14 protein-coding genes are annotated in these 21,297 nt (G+C 34.9%); all 14 read left to right on the top strand.

Annotation, left to right across the window (positions count from 1 at the left end):
- Positions 1-217 precede the first annotated feature (217 nt).
- The 14 genes from BUC25_RS07500 (at position 218) to yicI (ending at position 21,199) form a co-directional block, all read left to right on the top strand.
- A complete protein-coding gene (locus BUC25_RS07500; RefSeq protein WP_073201245.1) occupies positions 218-2,470 on the top strand; it encodes a glycosyl hydrolase family 95 catalytic domain-containing protein in 2,253 nt (750 codons plus the stop codon).
- A 121-nt stretch (positions 2,471-2,591) separates the two neighbouring features.
- Entirely contained in the window at positions 2,592-4,382 is a 1,791-nt protein-coding gene (locus BUC25_RS07495; RefSeq protein ID WP_244535153.1) for a cache domain-containing sensor histidine kinase, read from the top strand.
- Between the two features lie 15 nt (positions 4,383-4,397).
- Positions 4,398-5,891 carry a response regulator transcription factor gene (locus tag BUC25_RS07490; protein ID WP_073201243.1) on the top strand — a complete coding sequence of 498 codons (1,494 nt, stop codon included), beginning with the start codon at positions 4,398-4,400 and terminating at the stop codon, positions 5,889-5,891.
- Positions 5,892-5,904: 13 nt separating this feature from the next.
- On the top strand, positions 5,905-6,570 hold the full coding sequence (locus tag BUC25_RS07485; protein WP_073201242.1) for a YesL family protein: 666 nt from the start codon (positions 5,905-5,907) through the stop codon (positions 6,568-6,570).
- 14 nt (positions 6,571-6,584) lie between these two features.
- Entirely contained in the window at positions 6,585-7,934 is a 1,350-nt protein-coding gene (locus BUC25_RS07480) for a DUF4340 domain-containing protein (protein WP_170862660.1), read from the top strand.
- Between the two features lie 603 nt (positions 7,935-8,537).
- Positions 8,538-9,572: an ABC transporter permease gene (locus BUC25_RS07475; protein ID WP_139251790.1), complete on the top strand. Its 1,035-nt coding sequence runs from the start codon at positions 8,538-8,540 to the stop codon at positions 9,570-9,572.
- A 21-nt stretch (positions 9,573-9,593) separates the two neighbouring features.
- Entirely contained in the window at positions 9,594-10,478 is an 885-nt protein-coding gene (locus tag BUC25_RS07470; protein WP_073201240.1) for a carbohydrate ABC transporter permease, read from the top strand.
- Positions 10,479-10,529: 51 nt separating this feature from the next.
- Positions 10,530-12,242, top strand: a complete 1,713-nt coding sequence (locus BUC25_RS07465; protein WP_073201239.1) for an ABC transporter substrate-binding protein — start codon at positions 10,530-10,532, stop codon at positions 12,240-12,242.
- 139 nt (positions 12,243-12,381) lie between these two features.
- Positions 12,382-14,406 carry a beta-galactosidase gene (locus BUC25_RS07460; protein WP_073201238.1) on the top strand — a complete coding sequence of 675 codons (2,025 nt, stop codon included), beginning with the start codon at positions 12,382-12,384 and terminating at the stop codon, positions 14,404-14,406.
- A gap of 150 nt (positions 14,407-14,556) precedes the next feature.
- A complete protein-coding gene (locus tag BUC25_RS07455) occupies positions 14,557-15,603 on the top strand; it encodes a LacI family DNA-binding transcriptional regulator (RefSeq protein ID WP_073201237.1) in 1,047 nt (348 codons plus the stop codon).
- Between the two features lie 220 nt (positions 15,604-15,823).
- Complete coding sequence (locus BUC25_RS07450; RefSeq protein WP_073201236.1) at positions 15,824-17,107, top strand: ABC transporter substrate-binding protein; 1,284 nt, start codon at positions 15,824-15,826, stop codon at positions 17,105-17,107.
- A 118-nt stretch (positions 17,108-17,225) separates the two neighbouring features.
- Positions 17,226-18,089 (top strand): carbohydrate ABC transporter permease, encoded by an 864-nt coding sequence (locus tag BUC25_RS07445; RefSeq protein ID WP_073201235.1) that lies wholly within the window; start codon positions 17,226-17,228, stop codon positions 18,087-18,089.
- Positions 18,086-18,910, top strand: coding sequence for a carbohydrate ABC transporter permease (locus BUC25_RS07440; protein WP_073201234.1), 825 nt, complete (start codon positions 18,086-18,088; stop codon positions 18,908-18,910). Before BUC25_RS07445 ends, BUC25_RS07440 begins: the two co-directional genes overlap by 4 nt.
- A 24-nt stretch (positions 18,911-18,934) precedes the next feature.
- A complete protein-coding gene (yicI, locus tag BUC25_RS07435; RefSeq protein WP_073201233.1) occupies positions 18,935-21,199 on the top strand; it encodes an alpha-xylosidase in 2,265 nt (754 codons plus the stop codon).
- Positions 21,200-21,297: the final 98 nt, after the last annotated feature.

The raw sequence follows: 21,297 nt of genomic DNA, 5'->3' as shown, positions 1-21,297 counted from the left end.
TAAGATTACAATAGCTATCTCAAGGTGAGTTCCATTTGTAATGTTTCAGGGCTAAGATTCACCATTGCTTTTTCAAAATAGTTTATTTATAATAGACCTTGTTCGTAAAGGTCTATTTTTTGTGTATTTGGAAACCGGTTTCTTTATTGGTTTCTAAAAAATTCTTTTGATTGAAAGCGCTAACTTGTGTAATTTTTAACACGAAGGGGTGAATAGTATGTCCTATCCAAAACCTGAAAGAGGTATATGGACTGACCAACCTGCCTCTTGTTGGGAAGATGCTTTAGTAAGTGGAAATGGGCGCCATGGTGTTTTAGTGTACGGAGATCCAATACGAGATGTCTTAATAGGTAATCATTGTCGCTTATATTTACCACAAGGAAATAGTTATCAGCTTCCTGATTTGGCACCTTTTTTAGAGGAGATGCGTGAAATTATCCAAAAGAAAGGATATAAAGAAGCTATTGCCTATCATTATGTAAAAGCAAAAATCCAAGGGTATCAGGGTTTAACAATGAGTGATCCCTCGCATCCAGGATTTCATTTGCAGATTGAAACAGATCATCACTATTTTGAAAATTATCACCGCAGTATTAATTATCAAACTGGTGAACTCGTTATTGCTTATGATGAAAAGGAGCAATCTTATATAAGAAAAACTTTTGTGTCTCAGAAAAGTAATCAAATTTTTCATTATCTGAGTTCAGGCACATATAAAATAAAGATAGAAGACTATCAAAATCAATATATGTCACAAGTGGTTACTATATATGAACAAACGATGCATATCCACTTTGATTATCTATATGGTGATGGCGGTTATGATGTAATGATAAAAGTAACTGGGGATGGGATAACTCCTCTTTCGAATCGGAAAGGCTTTGAACTAAGAAGTGAACAGGCATTTCTAATTAGTATGGAAATAATACCATATAGTAATCCTGATAAAAGGGGGATCATCAAATTAGACAAACTAAAGGAAAAAAGCTACGAAGCTTTATTTTTAGAGCATCAAGTAATCCACCAAGATATGTTTGATAGAGTAGAATTATCGCTTAGTTCTGATGATCAAAGAAAACGTTCTATCTGGGAACTTGTAGCAGAAGCAAAAGGTCAAAATCGTATGACTCCAGTCTTACTTGAAAAAATGTATGATGCTGGACGTTATATGTTTATTTGTAGTGCTGGTGAACTAACACCAAATTTACAAGGCATTTGGACAGGAACGTTTCACCCTGCATGGAGTGGTGATTTCACATTTGATACTAATGTTGAATTATCAATAGCGTCCGCTTTATCTAGTAATCTCCTAGAGGGATTAGAAGGTTATTTTCGTTTAATAAAAGAACTTATGCCTGGTTTTCGCGAAAATGCACGATTCTATTATGGAGCTAGAGGTGTGATGGCCTCAATTCATTCCAGTAATAGCGGAAAACATGTTCATTGGAATCAAGAATGGCCTCTCCATCTTTGGACATGTGGTGCAGGTTGGCTGGCACATTGGTATTTCCAATACTACCGTTTTACAGGTGATCAACTGTTTCTTGAAAAGGAAGTTATTCCATTCTTAGAAGAAGTTGTTTTGTTTTACCAAGACTTCCTTATAGAAGATCCAACTGGTGTTTTTCGATTTTCTCCTTCTTATTCTGCAGAGAATGGTGCTGCGGATAATGCGACACAGGATGTGGCTGTAGCTAAAGAAGTGTTAAGCAATTTAATTGAATCCTACCAATTATTAAACTATCCAAAGGAAAAAATATGTCAATGTGAAAAAATGTTAGATAAAATGCCGTCCTATCAAATAAATGAAGATGGTGCATTGAAAGAATGGTTAACTCCTGAACAAGAAGAAAACTATAACCATCGTCATTTTTCTCACTTATACCCAGTCTTTCAAAGTCGGGAATTCAACGAGGAAACAGACCCCATTATGTGGAAGGCAGCAAAAACCGCTTTTGAGAAACGATTGGAAGCATGGTTATTGAATGAAGAAGGTGACACCTCTTCTACGCATGGAAGAATGCACTCAGCTTTATGTGCTACTCAATTCCATATGCCAGACTTGATTGAAGATATCTTCCGTTTACTAATAAAGAATAATTGTTTTTATTCATCTCTGATAATGTCTCATTACAATGAACAAGAAATATTTAACGTAGACGGTAATGGTGCTCTCCCTCAGGTAGTCCATGAAATGATCATTGATTATAGTAATGATCGACTCACTATTTTAGGTGCATTACCTAAGTCAATTCCTTATGGTGAAATCAGGGGAGTCAGATTATCAAAACAAATTACGGTCCATAAAGTTGTATGGGACATAAACAAAAAGCGTATTAGTCTAGAACTAGAGAGTCCAATTCAACAAAAAATGAAACTATATGTACCTTTATTTCCTCAGGCTAAGCATCATCAGCAGTGGTTCTCATTAGACCAAAACAAACGACTTCATCTGGAAATCGAATGGTAAGCAAAAAGACTTTATACGTATGATTGTGAAAAGCTACTGTTGATATAAGTAAGTTTGAAACGACTGAAAAAGCTATAGATAATTAATAAAAGGTCTAGAAGTGGTGAAATGGGGGATGGTTATGTGGAAGAAGATTTCGACTACTTTTATGGATCATTTAAAAGTGAAACATAAATTACTAGGCATTTACCTTATTGTCACTGCTATTCCAATATTAATGGTAGGAGCTTATTTGAATTATGGCACGAGAGAGATTGTGCTTAAAAATTCTATAAGTGAAGCAGAATCAAATGTCGATAAGCTGGAATTAAGACTCCAAACCATTTTTAATCGTGTAACAAGTATTGCAGATATGCTTTACATTAACCAAAATATGAAAGAACTTTTAGAGAACGAATATGCCTCTACCTTAGATGTATATAATGCTTATAACCGTTACCCTGTCTTTGATGACTTTCTTAAGTACTATGATGAAGTTGATACGATACAATTCTTTATGACAAAAGATATGATAACAGATTCAAATTTTATTTATGCAGATTCTATGATAAAGCAAGAAGCATGGTATCAAGAAGCTGTTTCCAAGCGTGGAAAACTTACGTGGGTTTATATGACAGAACATTGGACTGGAAATCAACGTCTCGCACTTACTCGAGCCGTATACGGTCAGAGTAATGATTTATTAGGTGTATTAGCAATTTACGTCTCCCCTGATATGCTCAAATCTGTTGTGGAAGCTGAACTGCATCAAGTATTTATTACATTAGATCATGAGATAATCGTATTTGATTCAAAAAGACAACATATTGGGGAGAAGCCATCATTTTTAGTTGAACAACCTACGAATTTAGAAAATTATGTTATCGACAGAGAGTTCAATTCAGAACAGGTTAAAGTAAATGTTCATCATTTTCGACCGGATAAATCACTGGAAAGTACCTTTCAAGTTTCGACACTTATTCCAATTGAAGAAGTAATGGAAGAGCCTAATCAAATATTTTCACGTGGTTTTTTGGTGATTGTTGGAGCTTTATCGATTTCGATAGTGCTAATTGGAGTCTTCATTCGAAGCTTTCATAAACGAATACAGAAGCTTAGAAGAACAATGTACCAGGTGGCAAAAGGTAATTTCCAAATGAAGCAGGAAGTAGGTGGCAACGATGAGATTAGTGAAGTATATCGTGATCTAGCTACTACGTCTCAAAGTGTCCAGCGTATCATTGATGAAGTATATATACATAAAATAAAAGAAGAGACTTGGAAGCGCAAACAAAAAGAAATGGACTTTAAAATGCTTGCAAGTCAGATTAACCCTCACTTCTTATATAATACTTTGGAAATGATTCGAATGAAAGCGGTTTTGAATAAGGATCCTGAAGTGGCAAAAATTGTGAAAATGTTAAGTAAAATGATGCGTTCAGCTCTAGAAAGAACAGACAGACCCGTTCCTATTACAGAAGAAATCGAAGTAATTACACATTATTTAGAAATTCAAAAATTACGATTTGGTGATAAATTCACGTATCAAATGGAGATAGAAGAGGACGCTAAAGCGTATCATATTTTTCCTTTACTAATTCAACCTATCGTAGAAAATGCAATTATTCATGGTTTGGAACAAAAAGAAGAAGCAGGGTTTATTCATATTAAAATGATAGAAGAAGATAAATCTATTCTCATCGAAGTGAAGGATAATGGCATAGGTATTCCAAGAGATACTCTAAAAGAAATTCAGAAAAATATGGTCAATAACAATTACCACTCTGAAGGAAGTAGAATTGGTCTTCATAATGTACATCAACGATTAAGGCTATATTACGGTGAAAAATACGGTCTTCAAATGGATAGTATTGAAGGGTTAGGCACAACCATGATGATTAAAATTCCAAAAATTACAAGTAATCATCTTTAAGAAGGGGGAAACATCATGTTAAAAGTGTTAATTATTGATGATGAACCACTTATCCGAGAAGGGTTAGCTTCTGTTATTGATTGGAATAGTTATGGATTTGAGATAGCAGGGATTGCTGAGAATGGCAAAATGGGATTGAAAAGTATTCGATCATTTCAGCCAGATGTTGTATTTGTGGATATACGAATGCCTGGACTGAATGGTATTGAAATGGTGAAACAAGCGAAACAAGAAGGATTCACCTGTAAATTTATTGTATTATCTGGTTATTCTAATTTTGCTTATGCTCAACAATCGATACGTTTGGGGATGGAGTCTTATTTATTAAAACCAGTAGACGAAGAAGAGCTAATTTCTTTGATACAGAGTATTCGCCATAAATGTCTAAAGGAACAATTATTATCTACTCAGAAGTCTGAATATGAATCCTTTTCGGAAAAGGAAGAGTGGATAAAATATATAACAGGTCAGAGCTTTGATCATAAATCGTTAAAGCAATATGAAGATAAATGGTTTCATCTAGCAAGTTTAACATTCTATAAAAATTATGATAAAAGTCTTATCGAGAAAAAATTAAAGCTATTGGGACGGATGGTGTTCCAATGGTTCTGGTCAGATCAAACATTATATTTATTGTTGAACAAAATAAATGTAGATCTATTAAAAAAACAATTACTTCATTTCAGTATGGAAATTAAGCAACCCCATCAAATCCAATTGCTTCAAGAGGTGAAAACAACCGATGAATTACCTCAAGCATATAATGATCTTCAGTCACTGATTACGCAAAGTTACAGCTATGGAAATCAGCTTATTTTATCAGAAACTGATCTTGCCCAGAAATCTTTATTAGAAATGGACATGAACGATTGGATAACAGATGTTTGTAGATCCATAGAATTTGAGAATACATTGCAATTAGATGGTTATTTTAAACAACTGGAAACATATTATCAATCACATAAATTCGAAAAGCAAAGGGTAATTACAGAGGTTATAGAGTTGACGAAGGATATTTATCAAAAACTTATTCAGAACAACCAAGATATAAGTCCTCCAACTAATGAAGAGATGGCTACTATTGTTTGTGAAGCACAAAATTTACAATCTTTATTAGAAGCCACAAGAATGCGACTATCCAATACAGCGAATGAAATTAACGGGTTTGTCTGTAATGCGGAAAACACGATAGAAAAAATCGTGGAGTATGTCGAGAAATACTATTATAAGGAGTTAAGTATAAAAGTAATTGCAGATTTATTTAACTATAACCGCTCCTACTTAGGGAAAAAGTTCAAAAAACAGACCGGAAGCTATTTTCATCATTTTTTAGATAATGTAAGGATGGAGAACGCAAAACAATTACTGTTAGAAAACGGTTGGAAAGTATATGAGGTATCAGAAAAAGTAGGTTATACCAATTATGATTATTTTTATAAAAAATTTAAAAAGTATACTGGAGTAAGTCCAAAAAAATTTCAGAAATACAAAAGAATACAACACACATAAAGGGGAAATGTAGATGGCACAAATCATTACAGAAAAACCATTATATATTGCTATTCAATATTTCTATCATTTTTTAATTGTAAATATTCATTTTATGATTGCAAATCTATTATTTTTAGTAGCATATTTTTTGATGGAGGTAACGGTTGAAAATATTTTAGTATTTTATATTGCTTTACTACCTGCCGGACCTTCGCTTGTAGCGTTATATGCCTCAATGGATAAATTAATTCGCCAAAAAGACTTGCGTCCAACTAAGGACTTTTGGAAGTATTACCGCGATAACTTTGCAATTGCGTCAAAATACTGGTTACTACAGTGGACAATAATGACGATTCTAATAATCGATATGCATTATTCAAATTACTATCTTCAGCTGTTTTCACCAGTATTTCTTATTATGCTCATTTTTTTATTATTTGTTATGTTGTATGCCATCCCTATCATAACAAGATTTGAAGTAAAGCTAAAAAATTTATTTATCGTCTCTATTTATGCTGTTTTTCGGTATTTTAAGACGACATTATTTCACATCTCCACCTTAATATCATTGACAATCATTTATTATGTTGCTCCAGGAATAACGGTCTGGTTTTGTATGAGTACTGCAGCCTTTTTTATAATGTTTAATATGAGAAAGCCTCTAATGAAATTGGAAGATGAAATGGTGCAAAAATGAAGGGAAATGTATATATGAAAAAATCACGGATTATGTTATTTATCGTTTTAGCTATTGCCTGTTTATCTATTTTGTTATTTGTATTAATATATTCAAACGAAGAATCCGCTGATGGGGAAGAGAAAGTGGAGACACTAATTGATGATTTTGAAGCTGTTTCAGAGATAAATGTATTAGCAAACGAGAATGTAACAATAACAAAGAAAAATGAAGAATGGGTTTTAGAAAATGTAGATCAAGAGTTAGATAGTGAAAAATTATCTTCCTTTTTTACTGCAATGAAAGAAATGAGTGGTGAGAGTGTAGAAGTGGAGAAGAAAAATGTTAACCTAGATTTTCCGAAAGTAACCGTTTCATTTTCAAACAATAATGGCCAGGTGCAACGAATTTCAATTGGACAAATGCATGAAAAAAAAGATCAATATTATGTTGAACATAGAGAAAAACAAGAAATTTATTTAGTAGATCGAAATGCGATCGAAACAATACCACTTAAACCGGAAGATTTACTTAATAATAAAATATTATCGATTTCTTCTAAAGATGTTAATGAAATCGAGATCGACAACGGAACAGAGCATATTGTAGTGAGCAATGAATCTCCGTATTCGGAAAAAGAAGCGTTAGCACATGTAAGTGGTTGGTATATGCATGAACCATATCATGGGATATACAGTATTTCCTTTTCGAAAATGCAAGAAATGATTCTAGGAGTGGATGCTCTCGAAAAAGTAGAAAAGGTTTCTGCAGGAAAGGACTATGGTATGGAACATTCAGATTTCACTGTCCGTTTTTCGTCAGACAACGAAACAGAAACACTACGTATTGGTGAGCCTGCAGCAGATAATCAATATTATGTAAGTATTGAAGGGCAAGAAGATGTCTACACATTACCAACGGAACTTCTGAATCCATATAGTCATCCATCCTTTGATATGATCGATCAATTTGTCCATATTGTTGCTTTTGAAGCAGTAGCAAGCCTAACGATTGAGACAAATGATACAGAAGCAACCTTTACTATGGATCATATAACGAATGCTGAAGAAGAAGTAGAAACAACCGTCTTTCGTAATGACTATCAATTAGATACGGAAGCCTTTAGAGATAACTATAAACAATTAGTAGGCCTAACTTTTGACCAAAAATATGAGGGGGAAGAACTCGAAGACGCAGCTGAAATCACAATTAATTATGAAATAGAAGAGGAACAAGAAAACAACTTTCATCAAATAAGTTTTACATCTGTTTCTGAGGATTATTACGCGATAGAAAAAAATGAAAATCATCGTATAGATTTTGTTATAGAAAAAGAAAAAGTAAAACAAGCTGTTAACTCGATGTTACACAATAACGCCGAGTAGTAAGAAAAGAGGCTTAAGTGCGCATAAGGAGGAAACTACGCAATAAATGATGTGTATTTATTAGCTAAAGAGGTAATTTTGAAATGATTTATCCACTAGATATCCGTTCCGGCTGCCCACTTCCCTTTCCGTGGGGTTTTCCCTTCAGCTAACTTTTTCAAGCAAAGAACGCTTGAAAAAGTTAGCTGAGGAGAAAAGCCCGTGGAAAGGGAAGCGGACAAGCCGTAGCGGTTGCTAGGCAGTGTTATTATCTCAAAATTACTACTATGTAAAAGATACTGTGCAGTATCCCTATAGGATGCAATTAAAATTTGAATAATAACATTTCTCGATAGGTACCACCCTTGATGGTTAGAGATTTTACTTTAACTTTCAGGGGCGGTTTTATGATTATCTTGTGAAGAATATGTAATCAGAGTTTCACCGAATATAGTATATAGTTGGGAAAAACATTTGCAAACAACCAAAAAGAATGACCTCTTCTTTTTACTGGGTTTTATATCTCATTTGTAATGTTTTTTAGGAAAGCGATTTCAAATATAATGGATATAACACAAAAAAACGCTTTCAATTAAAAGGGTCAACAGGTTAGGAGAGAGAAAAATGAGTCGAATCAACAATGCTGCAGAGGCACAACCGAATCTACCTGAGTCCAACACACCTGTACACACGAAGGTAAAACCTGGATTTCCGATGAGAAAAGGGAAAAAGCCATCAAAAAAACCTGGACAAAAAGGTTTTTGGAATAGGATGAGTAAACAAAAGGCATTGCTACTTATGTCATTTCCGTTTGTTATTTGGTTGGTCATTTTCAAATATATACCAGTAGCAGGTTGGGTGATGGCATTTCAGGATTATAAAGCACAATTTAGTATCTTTGATCAAGAGTGGGTAGGATTCAAACATTTTAAAGATTTATTTAATGAACCAATGTTTTATCGAGCATTAGAGAACACTCTGGGTATGGGGATATTAAGTCTTGTATTTGGGACATTATTTGCGATCGCCTTTGCTTTATTACTAAATGAAGTAAGATTTTTAACCCTGAAAAAATGGACACAAACGATATCGTATCTACCTCACTTCGTTTCATGGGTAATTGTAGCAAATATTGTGATTACCATGTTATCCCCTGAAGGGATCGTCAATAACTTACTTGTAAGTATTGGTCTCCTAGACAGCCCTATTAATTTCATGGCAAAACCAGATATGTTTTGGGGAATTGTAACTGCTGCAGATGTGTGGAAAGAGACAGGGTGGAACGCGATTATCTATTTGGCGGCTATGGCAGGTGTTGATCCGCAGCTATACGAAGCCGCAAAAGTAGATGGAGCTAGCAGATGGCGACAGATGTGGCACATTACATTGCCAAGTATTCGTCCGGTAATTATAGTACTGCTTATTTTAAATATCGGTAACTTAATCAATATCGGTTTTGAAAAGCAAATGTTATTAGGAAATAACATTGTTGCTGAAAAAGCGCTAGTTATCGATTTATACGCGCTTGACTATGGTATTGGAATGTTTAGATACTCATTCGGTACTGCCATCGGGATATTCAAATCAGTTATCAGTATTATACTTATCTTAATTTGCAACGGATTCGCAAAAAGAATTGGAGAAGGGCGCGTATTCTAACCGAAAGGAGTGAATTTCAACATGAAAAAAAGAAAATGGACAACATTTGATATTTTTCTAACCCTGTTTATGCTATTTGTAGTTGTGATTACATTATATCCATTTCTAAATATCTTAGCGATTTCTTTAAATAATGCAGTTGATACAGCAAAAGGCGGTATCCATATCTGGCCAAGAGATTTTACTTATGCTAACTATCAAGAGATATTTGGTAGTAATGACCGGTTATTACAGGCATTTTTCATGTCGATTCTTCGGACAATAGTAGGAACTATAGCTGGCATCATCGCAAGTACTATGCTTGCGTATGTCTTAAGTAGACGTGATTTTGTATTTAATGGTTTGGTTGGGTTCTTACTGGTATTGACAATGTTTATAAGCGGTGGATTAATACCAGAATACATGTTAATTCGCCAATTAGGTTTGATAAATGATTTTGGGGTATATATTTGGCCCATGTTAATTTCAGCTTTTAATGTCATCATAATCAGGTCGTTTATGGATAATCTTCCATCTGCATTGGAAGAGTCAGCTAAAATGGATGGGGCTAATGACTTTACTATTTTCACGCGAATTATTGTCCCTCTTTGTTTACCAGTAATAGCAACGATCGCATTATTTTTAGCTGTTATGCAATGGAATAGCTGGTTTGACACTTATTTATATGCACGCAGTAATGAAACATTAACAACACTACAATTCGAATTGATGAAAATTTTGGATAATGCGAATATCTCTAGTGGGGATATTACCTCACAAAATGCAGAGATTGTGGCAGGGCAAACCAATCCTCAATCGATTAAAATGGCAATTACGATTATTGCAACTGTTCCTATTCTAATGATTTATCCATTCTTACAGAAGTATTTTGTTACTGGACTAACGTTAGGTGCAGTTAAGAGCTAGGTATTAATGAAAATTAATATATAAATTTATTAAAAACGGAGGGGAAGAAACATGAAGAAAAAGCTTTCTATTTTATCATTGTCATTATTATTTATTTTTGCTTTACTGTTTCTGGCTGCTTGCAGTGACGATTCAGACACTGATACAAGCAGTGATGATAACGGTGAAACAGAAGATGGAGGGGCAGAAAAAGAAGGGGATACTGCAAATGAAGAGCCCATAACACTAACAATGTTCAATGCGGATGGTGAGGAAAAATCTTTTGATGATCCTGTTGCCCAAAAAATCACAGAAAAAACAGGTGTTCATTTGGAATTAGATTACCCTGTTGGAGGTAATGATGAAGCGATTCCATTAATGATTGCTAGTGGGGATTATCCCGATCTTATTTTTGCCAAAGGTGACATTGGGAAATTAATTAGTGCTGGAGGAGTTATTAAGCTAGATGATTTGATTGAAGAGAAGGGTGACAATTTAAAAGCGATGTATGGCGATCAACTAGATCGTTTACGAAACTCGATTGATGATCCAAGTATATATCATGTTGGTACTTATGGGGTTGAAGAAGCACGTTGGGAAACTAGCGGAACATTTCAAATACAGTTAGATGTTCTCAGGGAATTAGGATATCCAACTATACGTACTCTAGATGATTTTGAAGCAGCTATAACTGAATATACTGAAAAATATCCAGAAATTGATGGGCAAAGTACAATACCTTTATCTTTACTAGGTAGTGACTGGCGTTGGTTAATCACTGTTGGTGATCCTGCTGCCGCAGCGGCTGGTTTAGCTGGTGATGGGCAATGGGCTATAGATGATGATACAGGGGAAGCTACTTATAAATTTTTATTACCTGAATTAAAAGAATACTTTAAATGGTTAAACGGATTGAATGACAAAGGACTTTTAGATCCAGAATCTTTTACACATACGTATGATACCTATATATCAAAGCTATCATCTGGTCGAGTTTTGTCGATCGCCGATCAAAATTGGAATTTTGGAGATGCTGACGCAGCCTTAGTTGCAGATGGTAAAGAATGGAGAACGTATGCACCATTACCGGTAACATTAAGTGAAGATCATGTATCACAAAGTATTAAAGATTATGGTTATTCTGGAGGATGGGGTATTTCAATTTCTTCAACAAGTGAACATCAAGAAAGAGCTTTTGAATTTCTAGATTGGATGGCGTCTGAAGAAGCTCAAATTCTAGTTAATTGGGGTATTGAAGGTGAAAATTATGATATTGAGGACGGAAAACGCGTAATGAAAAAAGAAGACCGAGAAAGAATGAATACTGATGCTAACTATTCTAAGGAATCAGGGGTAGGATATTACATTTATCCATTCCCGCAATGGGGAAATGGAGCTGTAGACTCAAATGGACAATCGATTACACCTAATACGGAAGAAGATATTATTGAAAATTTCAATAGTGCTGAAAAAGAAGTACTTGAACATTATGAAATGGATAACTGGGTTGAGTGGTTCCCATCAACAGAGGAATTAGGTGTATCAAATCATGGGCAGGCATTTAATTATCCAATAGAGTCAGGTAGCGATTTAGAAATTATCCAGCAAAAAGCGGATGACTTAACAGAACAACGTATTACGCAAGCAATATTAGGAGATCCTGATGATTTTGATGCTGCTTGGGATGCTATGTTAGAAGAGTTGGAAGCTATGAATATTGAAAAGGCAAACCAAGAAATGACGCAAAAAACAAAAGATGTTATGGAACTTTGGGGTACCAATTAAATTTCATATTAGCCTGAAACCAGTATATGGTTTCAGGCTTGCTCTATCATAGAACTATCTGATGTAATATATAATTTTCTAGTTTATCCCAGTGTAATCCTTTATTCTATTTTAAGATTCGAGCCAGAGGAGGAACAGCATGATTAATAATAAGTTACCTAAGATTTGGTACGGAGGAGACTATAATCCCGAGCAATGGGATAAGGAAACAGTATCTGAAGATTTACAAATGTTTAAGTTAGCAGGAATAGATGTTGCTACGATCAATGTTTTTGCCTGGGCATTGAATCAGCCGGATGAAAATACATACGATTTTACATGGCTGGATGAAACGATTGACCGGTTATATAACAATGGTGTTTACATATGTTTAGCGACAAGTACTGCTGCCCACCCAGCATGGATGGCAAAGTGTTATCCAGATATTCGACGTGTGGATTTCGAAGGTAGAAAGCGTCAATTTGGAGGACGACATAATTCATGTCCTAATAGTCCTACCTATCGAAAATATGCGGAAAGAATGGCAGAAAAATTAGCAGAACGCTACAAGGATCATCCAGCATTATTGGTATGGCATGTTTCTAATGAGTATGGTGGTTATTGTTATTGTGAGAATTGCCAAAGAGAATTTCGTGTTTGGTTAAAAGACACGTATCAAACAATTGAAGAAGTCAATCACGCTTGGAATACGAATTTTTGGGGACATACGTTTTATGAATGGGATGAAATAGTGGTACCGAACGGATTAAGTGAAGAATGGCAAGGTGGACAAAATACAAATTTCCAAGGAATTTCATTAGATTATCGTCGATTTCAATCCGATAGTTTATTAGATGTATTTAAATTGGAACGAGATGCTTTGAAAAAACATACACCAACAATTAAAATTACCACGAATCTAATGGGATTATATCCAGAACTCGATTATTTTAAATGGGGCAAAGAAATGGATGTTGTTTCTTGGGATAATTATCCATCGATTGAAACACCTGTAAGTATGACGGCAATGACACATGATTTGATGAGGGGCTTAAAAAGTGGGCAGCCATTTATGTTAATGGAACAAACACCTTCACAGCAAAATTGGCAACCTTATAATGCTTTAAAACGTCCTGGTGTCATGCGTTTATGGAGTTATCAAGCGGTGGCGCATGGTGCGGATACTGTAATGTTCTTTCAATTAAGACGTTCTAGAGGGGCAACAGAAAAATACCACGGTGCGGTGATTGAACATGTTGGTCACGAACATACACGTGTTTTTAAGGAATCGGCCGAGTTAGGACTGGAGCTGATGAAACTTGAAGATCAAATTATAGATAGCCGTATAAAAGCAAGAGTTGCTATCGTTTTTGATTGGGACAATCGATGGGCTATAGAGCTATCAAGTGGTCCATCTATAGCTTTAGATTACGTAAAAGAAGTGCATAAATATTATGATGCATTTTATCAAAATAATATTCCCGTAGATATGATTAGTGTCGATGAAGAACTTAGTAGTTATGATATTGTTATAGCCCCTGTCTTGTATATGATCAAAGAAGGACATGCAGATCGTCTAAAACAATTTGTGAAAAAGGGTGGCACTTTTGTCACTACTTTCTTTAGTGGAATAGTGAATAAAAATGATCTTGTGACATTAGGGGGATATCCAGGCGAGTTAAAAGAATTGGTAGGTATTTGGTCAGAGGAAATTGATGCACTTGAACCTTCTCAATATAATCAAATGGTTTTTGATCAATCATATGGAAAGCTACAAGGAAAATATGAATGTAATATCTTATTCGATTTGATTCATGTTGAAAATGCAGAAGTACTGGCTAGTTACGGCTCTGATTTTTATCAAGGCATGCCCGTATTAACAAAGAATAACTATGGTAAAGGCTATGCCTATTACATTGCATCTAGTCCTAATCAAGCTTTTGTTCAGGACTTTATGGATACGATAAGTGAAGAATGTGATATACAGGGAGAGTTGAAATCCCCAGAAGGAGTAGAAGTAATCGCACGAGAAAAGGATGGAGAAAAAGTGATAATGATAATGAATCATAAGGCAGACACTCAATCTGTTTTCTTAGGTAGTCGGACTTTCACTAATCTATTAACAAAAGAAAGATATCAAGACGTATTGACGATAAAAGGTAGAGATGTTTTGATACTGAAATAAGTTCAAAAAGAAATAGGGAAAAAGAAGTATTCATGAAACTGTTTAAATCATAATGCCACCTTACGCTTACACTTGACAACCAAATAGTAAATAATAAATAATGAGGACGGTTATAAAATATAAAAAGATGGGGTAAAAGGTGGCATATATATGCGAATCACAGCCAAAATGATTGCAGATGAACTGGGTTTATCGCCAGCAACAGTCGACAGAGTATTAAATAACAGAAAAGGCGTAAGTATAAAAACAGTTGAGAAAGTTAAAGAAAAAGCACGAGAATTAGGTTATAGACCTAATAAAGCAGCAAAATTTTTAGCCACTCAAAAATTTATAAACATCGCATTTGTTCTTCCAGTGTTTCCAGATTACTTTTGGGATCATTTAGACTATGAAATAACAGAAGGTGCCTCTCTTTATTCAGACTTTGGTCTTAAAGTAGACATACATAGAGTACATACTGTTCCAAATAATCAACAAATAGAATTTGTGCAAACAATCATTGATGATTATAAATATGATGCGATCGTTATAGCTGCACATGATACCAAACCATTAGAGAAATTAATAGAACAAGCAATGGATAAAAATATCGCTGTTTTCACCATCAATACAGATGTGCCTAACAGTAAAAGAATTGCTTATGTAGGAAGTGATTATTATGATGCTGGCTATTTAGCAGGCGAATTAATTTACCTATTTAATAATGATGTTAAAAATGTAGTCTTAATTAGAGAAAGAGAAAACACCTATCAAATGTTAAACAAGGATAATGGGTTTAAAGATTATTACAAAAATAAAAAAACAAACATCTATAATATTTATTATGAGACATCAGCTTACATAGATACTGCAGAAATAAATAAATTAATGAACAATAACAAGGAACTTTTTTTGCATGCCGATGCCATATACGTAGCAGGAGGTTTATTGGATAAAGTAGTACAATTCATTAGTGATTGGAGTTACAAGCCAGTCATCATTGGTCATGATATAAATGAACCTATTTATCAAGCATTTAAAGAAGAACTTATAACGGCTTCGATTTGTCAAGATCCAGTTGCACAAGCAAACTTTACGTTAAAAAAAATAGCGAAGTACTTTATGGATGAAGAAACAACGCCGATAAATTCGTATATTGTGAAACCAGAGATAGTGACAAAATCAAATGCAAAATACTATTTTAATAGATCGGAGTAGCAATATATTTAAAAAAGATGTACGTACATCAAAAAATGATTGACGTACATCATTTAATGATTTATGATGAATACGCAATCTTAAAAATATGGTGAAAGCACTTTAAGTGAATGCTCCATATTTTTTATGAAGTAAAATGATGAACGTACATCATTTTAAAGTGTGGAGGTGGAACAGAGGGAAGTCAACACATAGAAAAAAAATTAAGGAGAGATTGTTTATGAAAGTGAGATTATTTATTAGTTTGCTGATTTTAGTAAGCTTAATGGTAGCCTGTAGTTCTGGTGAAAGCGATGACAATAACACTGCGTCAAATGGTGACGAAGTCGTAATTGATGTATTTAATATTAAAGTGGAAACCACTGATCAACTTAACAATTTAGTTGAAGAGTATGAAAGCGAAAATGAAAACGTAAGCATTAATGTTACTACTGTAGGTGGCGGACAGGATGCACCTTCAGCACTGCAAGCTAAATTCTCATCTGGGGAAGAACCTTCTATCTTTTTACTTGGTGGACTATCAGATACAGAAAAATACAGTGAGTATTTATTAGATGTATCTGACATGGAAAGTGCTAAGACAGCAATAGATGGAACATTAGATGGTGCAACAATTGATGGAACCCCTTATGGCATCCCTTTAAATATTGAAGGGTATGGCTGGATGATCAATAAACAAATTTTTGAGCAAGCTGGCGTCGATCCGGCATCAATTGATAGTTATCAATCCTTCGTAGAAGCTGTCGAAACAATAGATGCACAAAAAGAAGAATTAGGAATCGAGTCAGTATTTGCCTTTAGTGCGAAAGAAGATTGGGTAGTAAGCCAGTTTTCCAGTCATTTCACAGCACCTGAATTTGATAATAATATACAAACTGCATTTAAAGCTGATCAATTAAATTTCGAATATGGCGATCGAATGAAAGAATACGTTGATTTATTTAACCAATATAACTATCAACCAATTTTATCTCTCGATTACAGTACATCTGTAGAAGAACTATTTGCTAATGATCAAGTCGCTATTATTCACCAAGGTAACTGGATCGTACCATCTTTAAATAGTATTGATGAAAGTTTTGTAAAAGAAAAATTAGGAATTGTACCGTTGTTTGTTGAATCTGATGATGAAGGGAAAATCGTTGCAGGCCCATCATGGTATTGGGGAATCAACAAAGAAAAAGATGAGGAAGTAGTAGAAGAATCTAAAAAGTTTTTAGATTGGATGTACACTTCTGATACTGGTAAAGATTTAATTGTGAATGACTTTAAATATATACCTGCACATGAAGGATATGACCCTGAGGATATTAGCGACCCTGTATCAAGAGAAGTATATGAGTACTTACTAAATGGAAAAGGGAAAATATGGGCTAACAATCAATATCCCGATGGCTTTTTCTCAGAGGCATTACTCCCTGAATTCCAAAAATATTTAGGTGATCAACAATCATGGGAAGAATTTGAAAAAAATGTTAGTCAGTCATTCACGGAAATGCGATAAAGTGAGCCTGCAATCAGTAGGAGTGTTACTTACGATTGCACCGTGATACAAGTTTTCCTGGTAGATGGAGCAAAGTTGCCTTTGCTCCATCACAGATATTTCGTTAAGGAGTGGGAAAATGAATTTTAAAAGCCGAACGTATTGGCTGTTCTTGTTACCAACATTATTAGCTCTATTGCTAGTATTGATTATTCCATTTTTTCAAGGAGTGTATTATTCATTCACTGAATATAATGGGTTTCAAGTAACTGGTTTTGTAGGATTAGACAATTATATAAAATTATTTTCAGATGAACAGTTCTTGTATAGTTTAGGGTTTACGGGAGCATTTTCGTTAGCTTCTGTAATTGGTATAAATGTTATTGGTTTAGCATTTGCTTTGCTGGTTACACAAAAGTTAGGAAAAGCGAGTACTTTTTTTCGGACGGTTTACTTTATGCCGAACCTTATCGGAGGAATTATTCTAGGGTTTATTTGGCAATTTGTATTCCTAAAAGCTTTCACGGGAATCTCTGAGGTAACTGGACTTGAATTTTTCAGAGGCTGGTTAGCTGATACGGAAACGGGATTTTGGGGATTAGTGATTCTATTTGTCTGGCAGATGAGTGGTTATATAATGGTAATTTATATTTCCTTCTTAAACAATGTACCGCAAGAATTGTTAGAAGCAGCAACAATAGATGGTGCTAACAAATGGCAAAGCTTTTGGAAAGTGAAATTCCCATTGATAATTCCTGCCTTTACTGTCAGTTTATTTTTAACGTTATCAAATGCGTTTAAAGTCTATGATCAAAATATGGCGCTAACAGGTGGTGGCCCATTCGGTTCAACAGAAATGACTACGATGAATATTTATGACACTGCTTTTAAAGTACAAGAGATGGGCTATGCCCAATCGAAAGCGATCGTTTTTTTAATTGTGATTACATTAATATCAGTTATTCAACTTTATTTCACACGTAAAAAGGAGACAGAACTATGAGAAATAGAGAACGTACACATAAATATACGATGCTGTTTATAGGTGCAATTGTCTCTTTATTATGGATCTATCCATTTTATTTAGTGTTTATTAATTCAATCAAGACCAAAGCCGGAATTTTTGAAGGAACGCTAGGATTTCCGTCTGCGCCTACTTTAGAAAATTATCCGACAGCATTTGCTGAACTGGATTTTCTATTAACCTTTTTTAATTCTGTCATAGTTACGGGCGGAAGTATCTTCATCATTGTTATTTTTACATCAATGGCAGGATATGCGCTATCGCGTAAGCCAGGTAAATCAAGTACACTTGTTTACTTTTTATTTGCGATTTGTATGCTTATCCCTTTTCAGTCGATTATGATTCCATTGGTTTCACTATTTGGTGCAGTTGATATGTTAAATAGAATGGGCTTAGCAATAATGTATTTAGGTTTAGGATCAAGTCTTGCTGTATTTCTTTATGTTGGCGCGATGAAAGGGATCCCGAAAGCTTTAGATGAAGCTGCAATTATTGATGGATGTAATAGATTTCAAGTCTATTGGTATATTATGTTACCGATGTTGAAATCAACTACTGTTACAGTGATTGTACTCAATGCTATATGGTTTTGGAATGATTACTTGCTACCGTCACTTGTAATTAATAAAGAAGGAATGTACACGATACCGTTAAAAACATTCTATTTCTTTGGTGAGTATTCAACCCAATGGCATCTAGCTTTAGCTGCATTAGTTATAGCAATGATACCTATCATTATATTATATATGTTCCTGCAACGTTATATTATAGATGGTATATCCGATGGTGCGGTTAAATAATATAGAAGATACGGAGGGTAAACGATGAAATTTACAGATGGAAATTGGTTAGTTCGAGAAGGTTATCAGATACATTTTCCGAAAATTGTACACGAAGTTGAGGAGAAAGATGGTGCTGTGACACTATATGCCCCTTGTAAATACTTAAATCACCGTGGTAATACTTTAGATGGTCCACTTTTGACCATTAAAATCTCTGCCCCAATCAATGATGTTCTTCGAATTCAAACATGGCATTTTAAAGGCGGAAGAGAAAAATTTCCTCATTTCAATGTATTAGATCAAGCGAACGCTCTACAGGTTAAAAATGAAGGAGAATTCGTAAGCTTTAGCAGTGGGGAACTTACATTAACTATCTCCAAACAAGATTTTTCTATCTCTTTTGAGAATCAAACAGGTCGTTTAACAGATGTCGACGGAAAAGGTCTTGCATGGATTGATGGTCCCGAAGATAGCACTTATATGAGAGGACAACTTCGTTTAGGTGTGGGAGAACACTTATATGGATTAGGTGAACGTTTTACGCCATTTGTCAAAAACGGGCAAACCGTAGATGTTTGGAACAAAGACGGTGGTACCAGCTCAGAGCAATCCTATAAAAATATTCCTTTTTATTTAAGTAGTAAAGGTTACGGTGTTTTTGTTAATCATCCAGAAGAGGTTAACTTTGAATTAGGTTCAGAATTGGTTTCTCGCTCTCAGTTTAGTGTCAAAGGTGAATACTTAGATTATTACTTTATCAATGGTCCGACACCTAAAGAAGTAGTAAGTCGCTATACAGAATTAACAGGAAAACCAGCATTACCACCGGCATGGAGTTTTGGTTTATGGTTATCTACATCTTTTACAACAGAATATAATGAAGAAACTGTTAATCATTTTGTTGATGGTATGTCAGAGCGTGGTATTCCATTAAGTGTTTTTCATTTCGATTGTTTCTGGATGAAGGAATTCGAATGGAGTAATTTTATTTGGGATCGTCGCAATTTTCCTGACCCAGAAGGTATGTTGAAACGTCTGAAAGATAAAGGATTAAAGATTTGTCTTTGGATCAATCCTTACATTGCGCAGAAATCACCACTTTTTGAAGAAGGAATGGAAAAAGGTTATCTTATCAAAAAAACTAGTGGTGATGTGTGGCAATGGGATCTCTGGCAAGCCGGGATGGGCGTTGTTGATTTCACCAATCCTGATGCTTGTGTATGGTTCCAAGAAAAGTTAAAAACGTTGCTAGATATGGGAGTAGATTCTTTCAAAACAGACTTTGGGGAACGAATACCAACAGATGTAGTTTATTTTGATGGTTCTGATCCTGAAAAGATGCATAACTACTATGCCTATAAATACAATCAAGTTGTGTTTGATCTATTAAAAGAAGAACTTGGAGAAGATGAGGCGGTGGTCTTTGCCCGTTCTGCAACAGCTGGAGGGCAAAAATTCCCGGTACACTGGGGAGGAGACTGTGATTCCACTTATGATGCGATGGCAGAAAGCTTACGTGGTGGCCTCTCGTTAACGAGTTCTGGATTTGGTTATTGGAGTCATGATATTGGAGGATTTGAGAATACAGCAACCCCAGATGTCTTCAAACGCTGGACGGCATTTGGTTTATTGTCTAGTCACAGTCGATTCCACGGCAGTTCTTCCTACAGGGTGCCATGGAATTTTGATGAGGAAGCAGTAGATGTAGCTCGCCACTTTACTAAATTGAAAAATAGCTTGATGCCTTATTTATATGGGCAGGCAGTCGAAAACAGTAAAACAGGTGTACCGGTTATGCGTTCGATGGTCATGGAGTTTCCAGAGGACCCATTATGTGAAACGCTCGATCGTCAATACATGTTAGGTGATTCGATTTTGGTAGCTCCGATTTTTAACGAAGAAGGACTTGGATCTTTCTATTTACCAAAAGGAAACTGGACACACCTTTTAACAGGTGAAGTTGTGGAAGGTGGCAAATGGATTAAAGAAAACTATGATTATTTCAGTCTGCCTTTATTCGTGCGTCCGAATACGATTTTACCGATTGGTGTAAATGAAGAGAATCCAGTCTATGATTATACGAATGATGTTACATTTAAGATTTTTAATCTAGATAATAATCAAAAAGTGACCAGAAATATCGTGAATGCGAAAGGTGAAACAATTGGGGCAATAATGGCATTACGTCATGGTCAAAAGGTGACTGTTACATCTAATGGATTAAACAATGCTTATCATATAGAATTAGTGGGACACAAACTTGTTTCAGCAAATCCTGGTGAAGAAACGATCGAAATAGAGTTGTAAGACAAAATGATGGTCAAGTAAAAACTTGACCATCATTCTTTAATATCTAAAATCTAAAAATCGTTCATACCTTATGGAATAAAAGAGGGATTTTAGAA

The sequence above is a fragment of the Gracilibacillus kekensis genome (assembly GCF_900143085.1).
GTDB classification, from domain to species: domain Bacteria; phylum Bacillota; class Bacilli; order Bacillales; family Amphibacillaceae; genus Gracilibacillus; species Gracilibacillus kekensis.
This window is presented reverse-complemented; position numbering and strand designations above follow the sequence as displayed.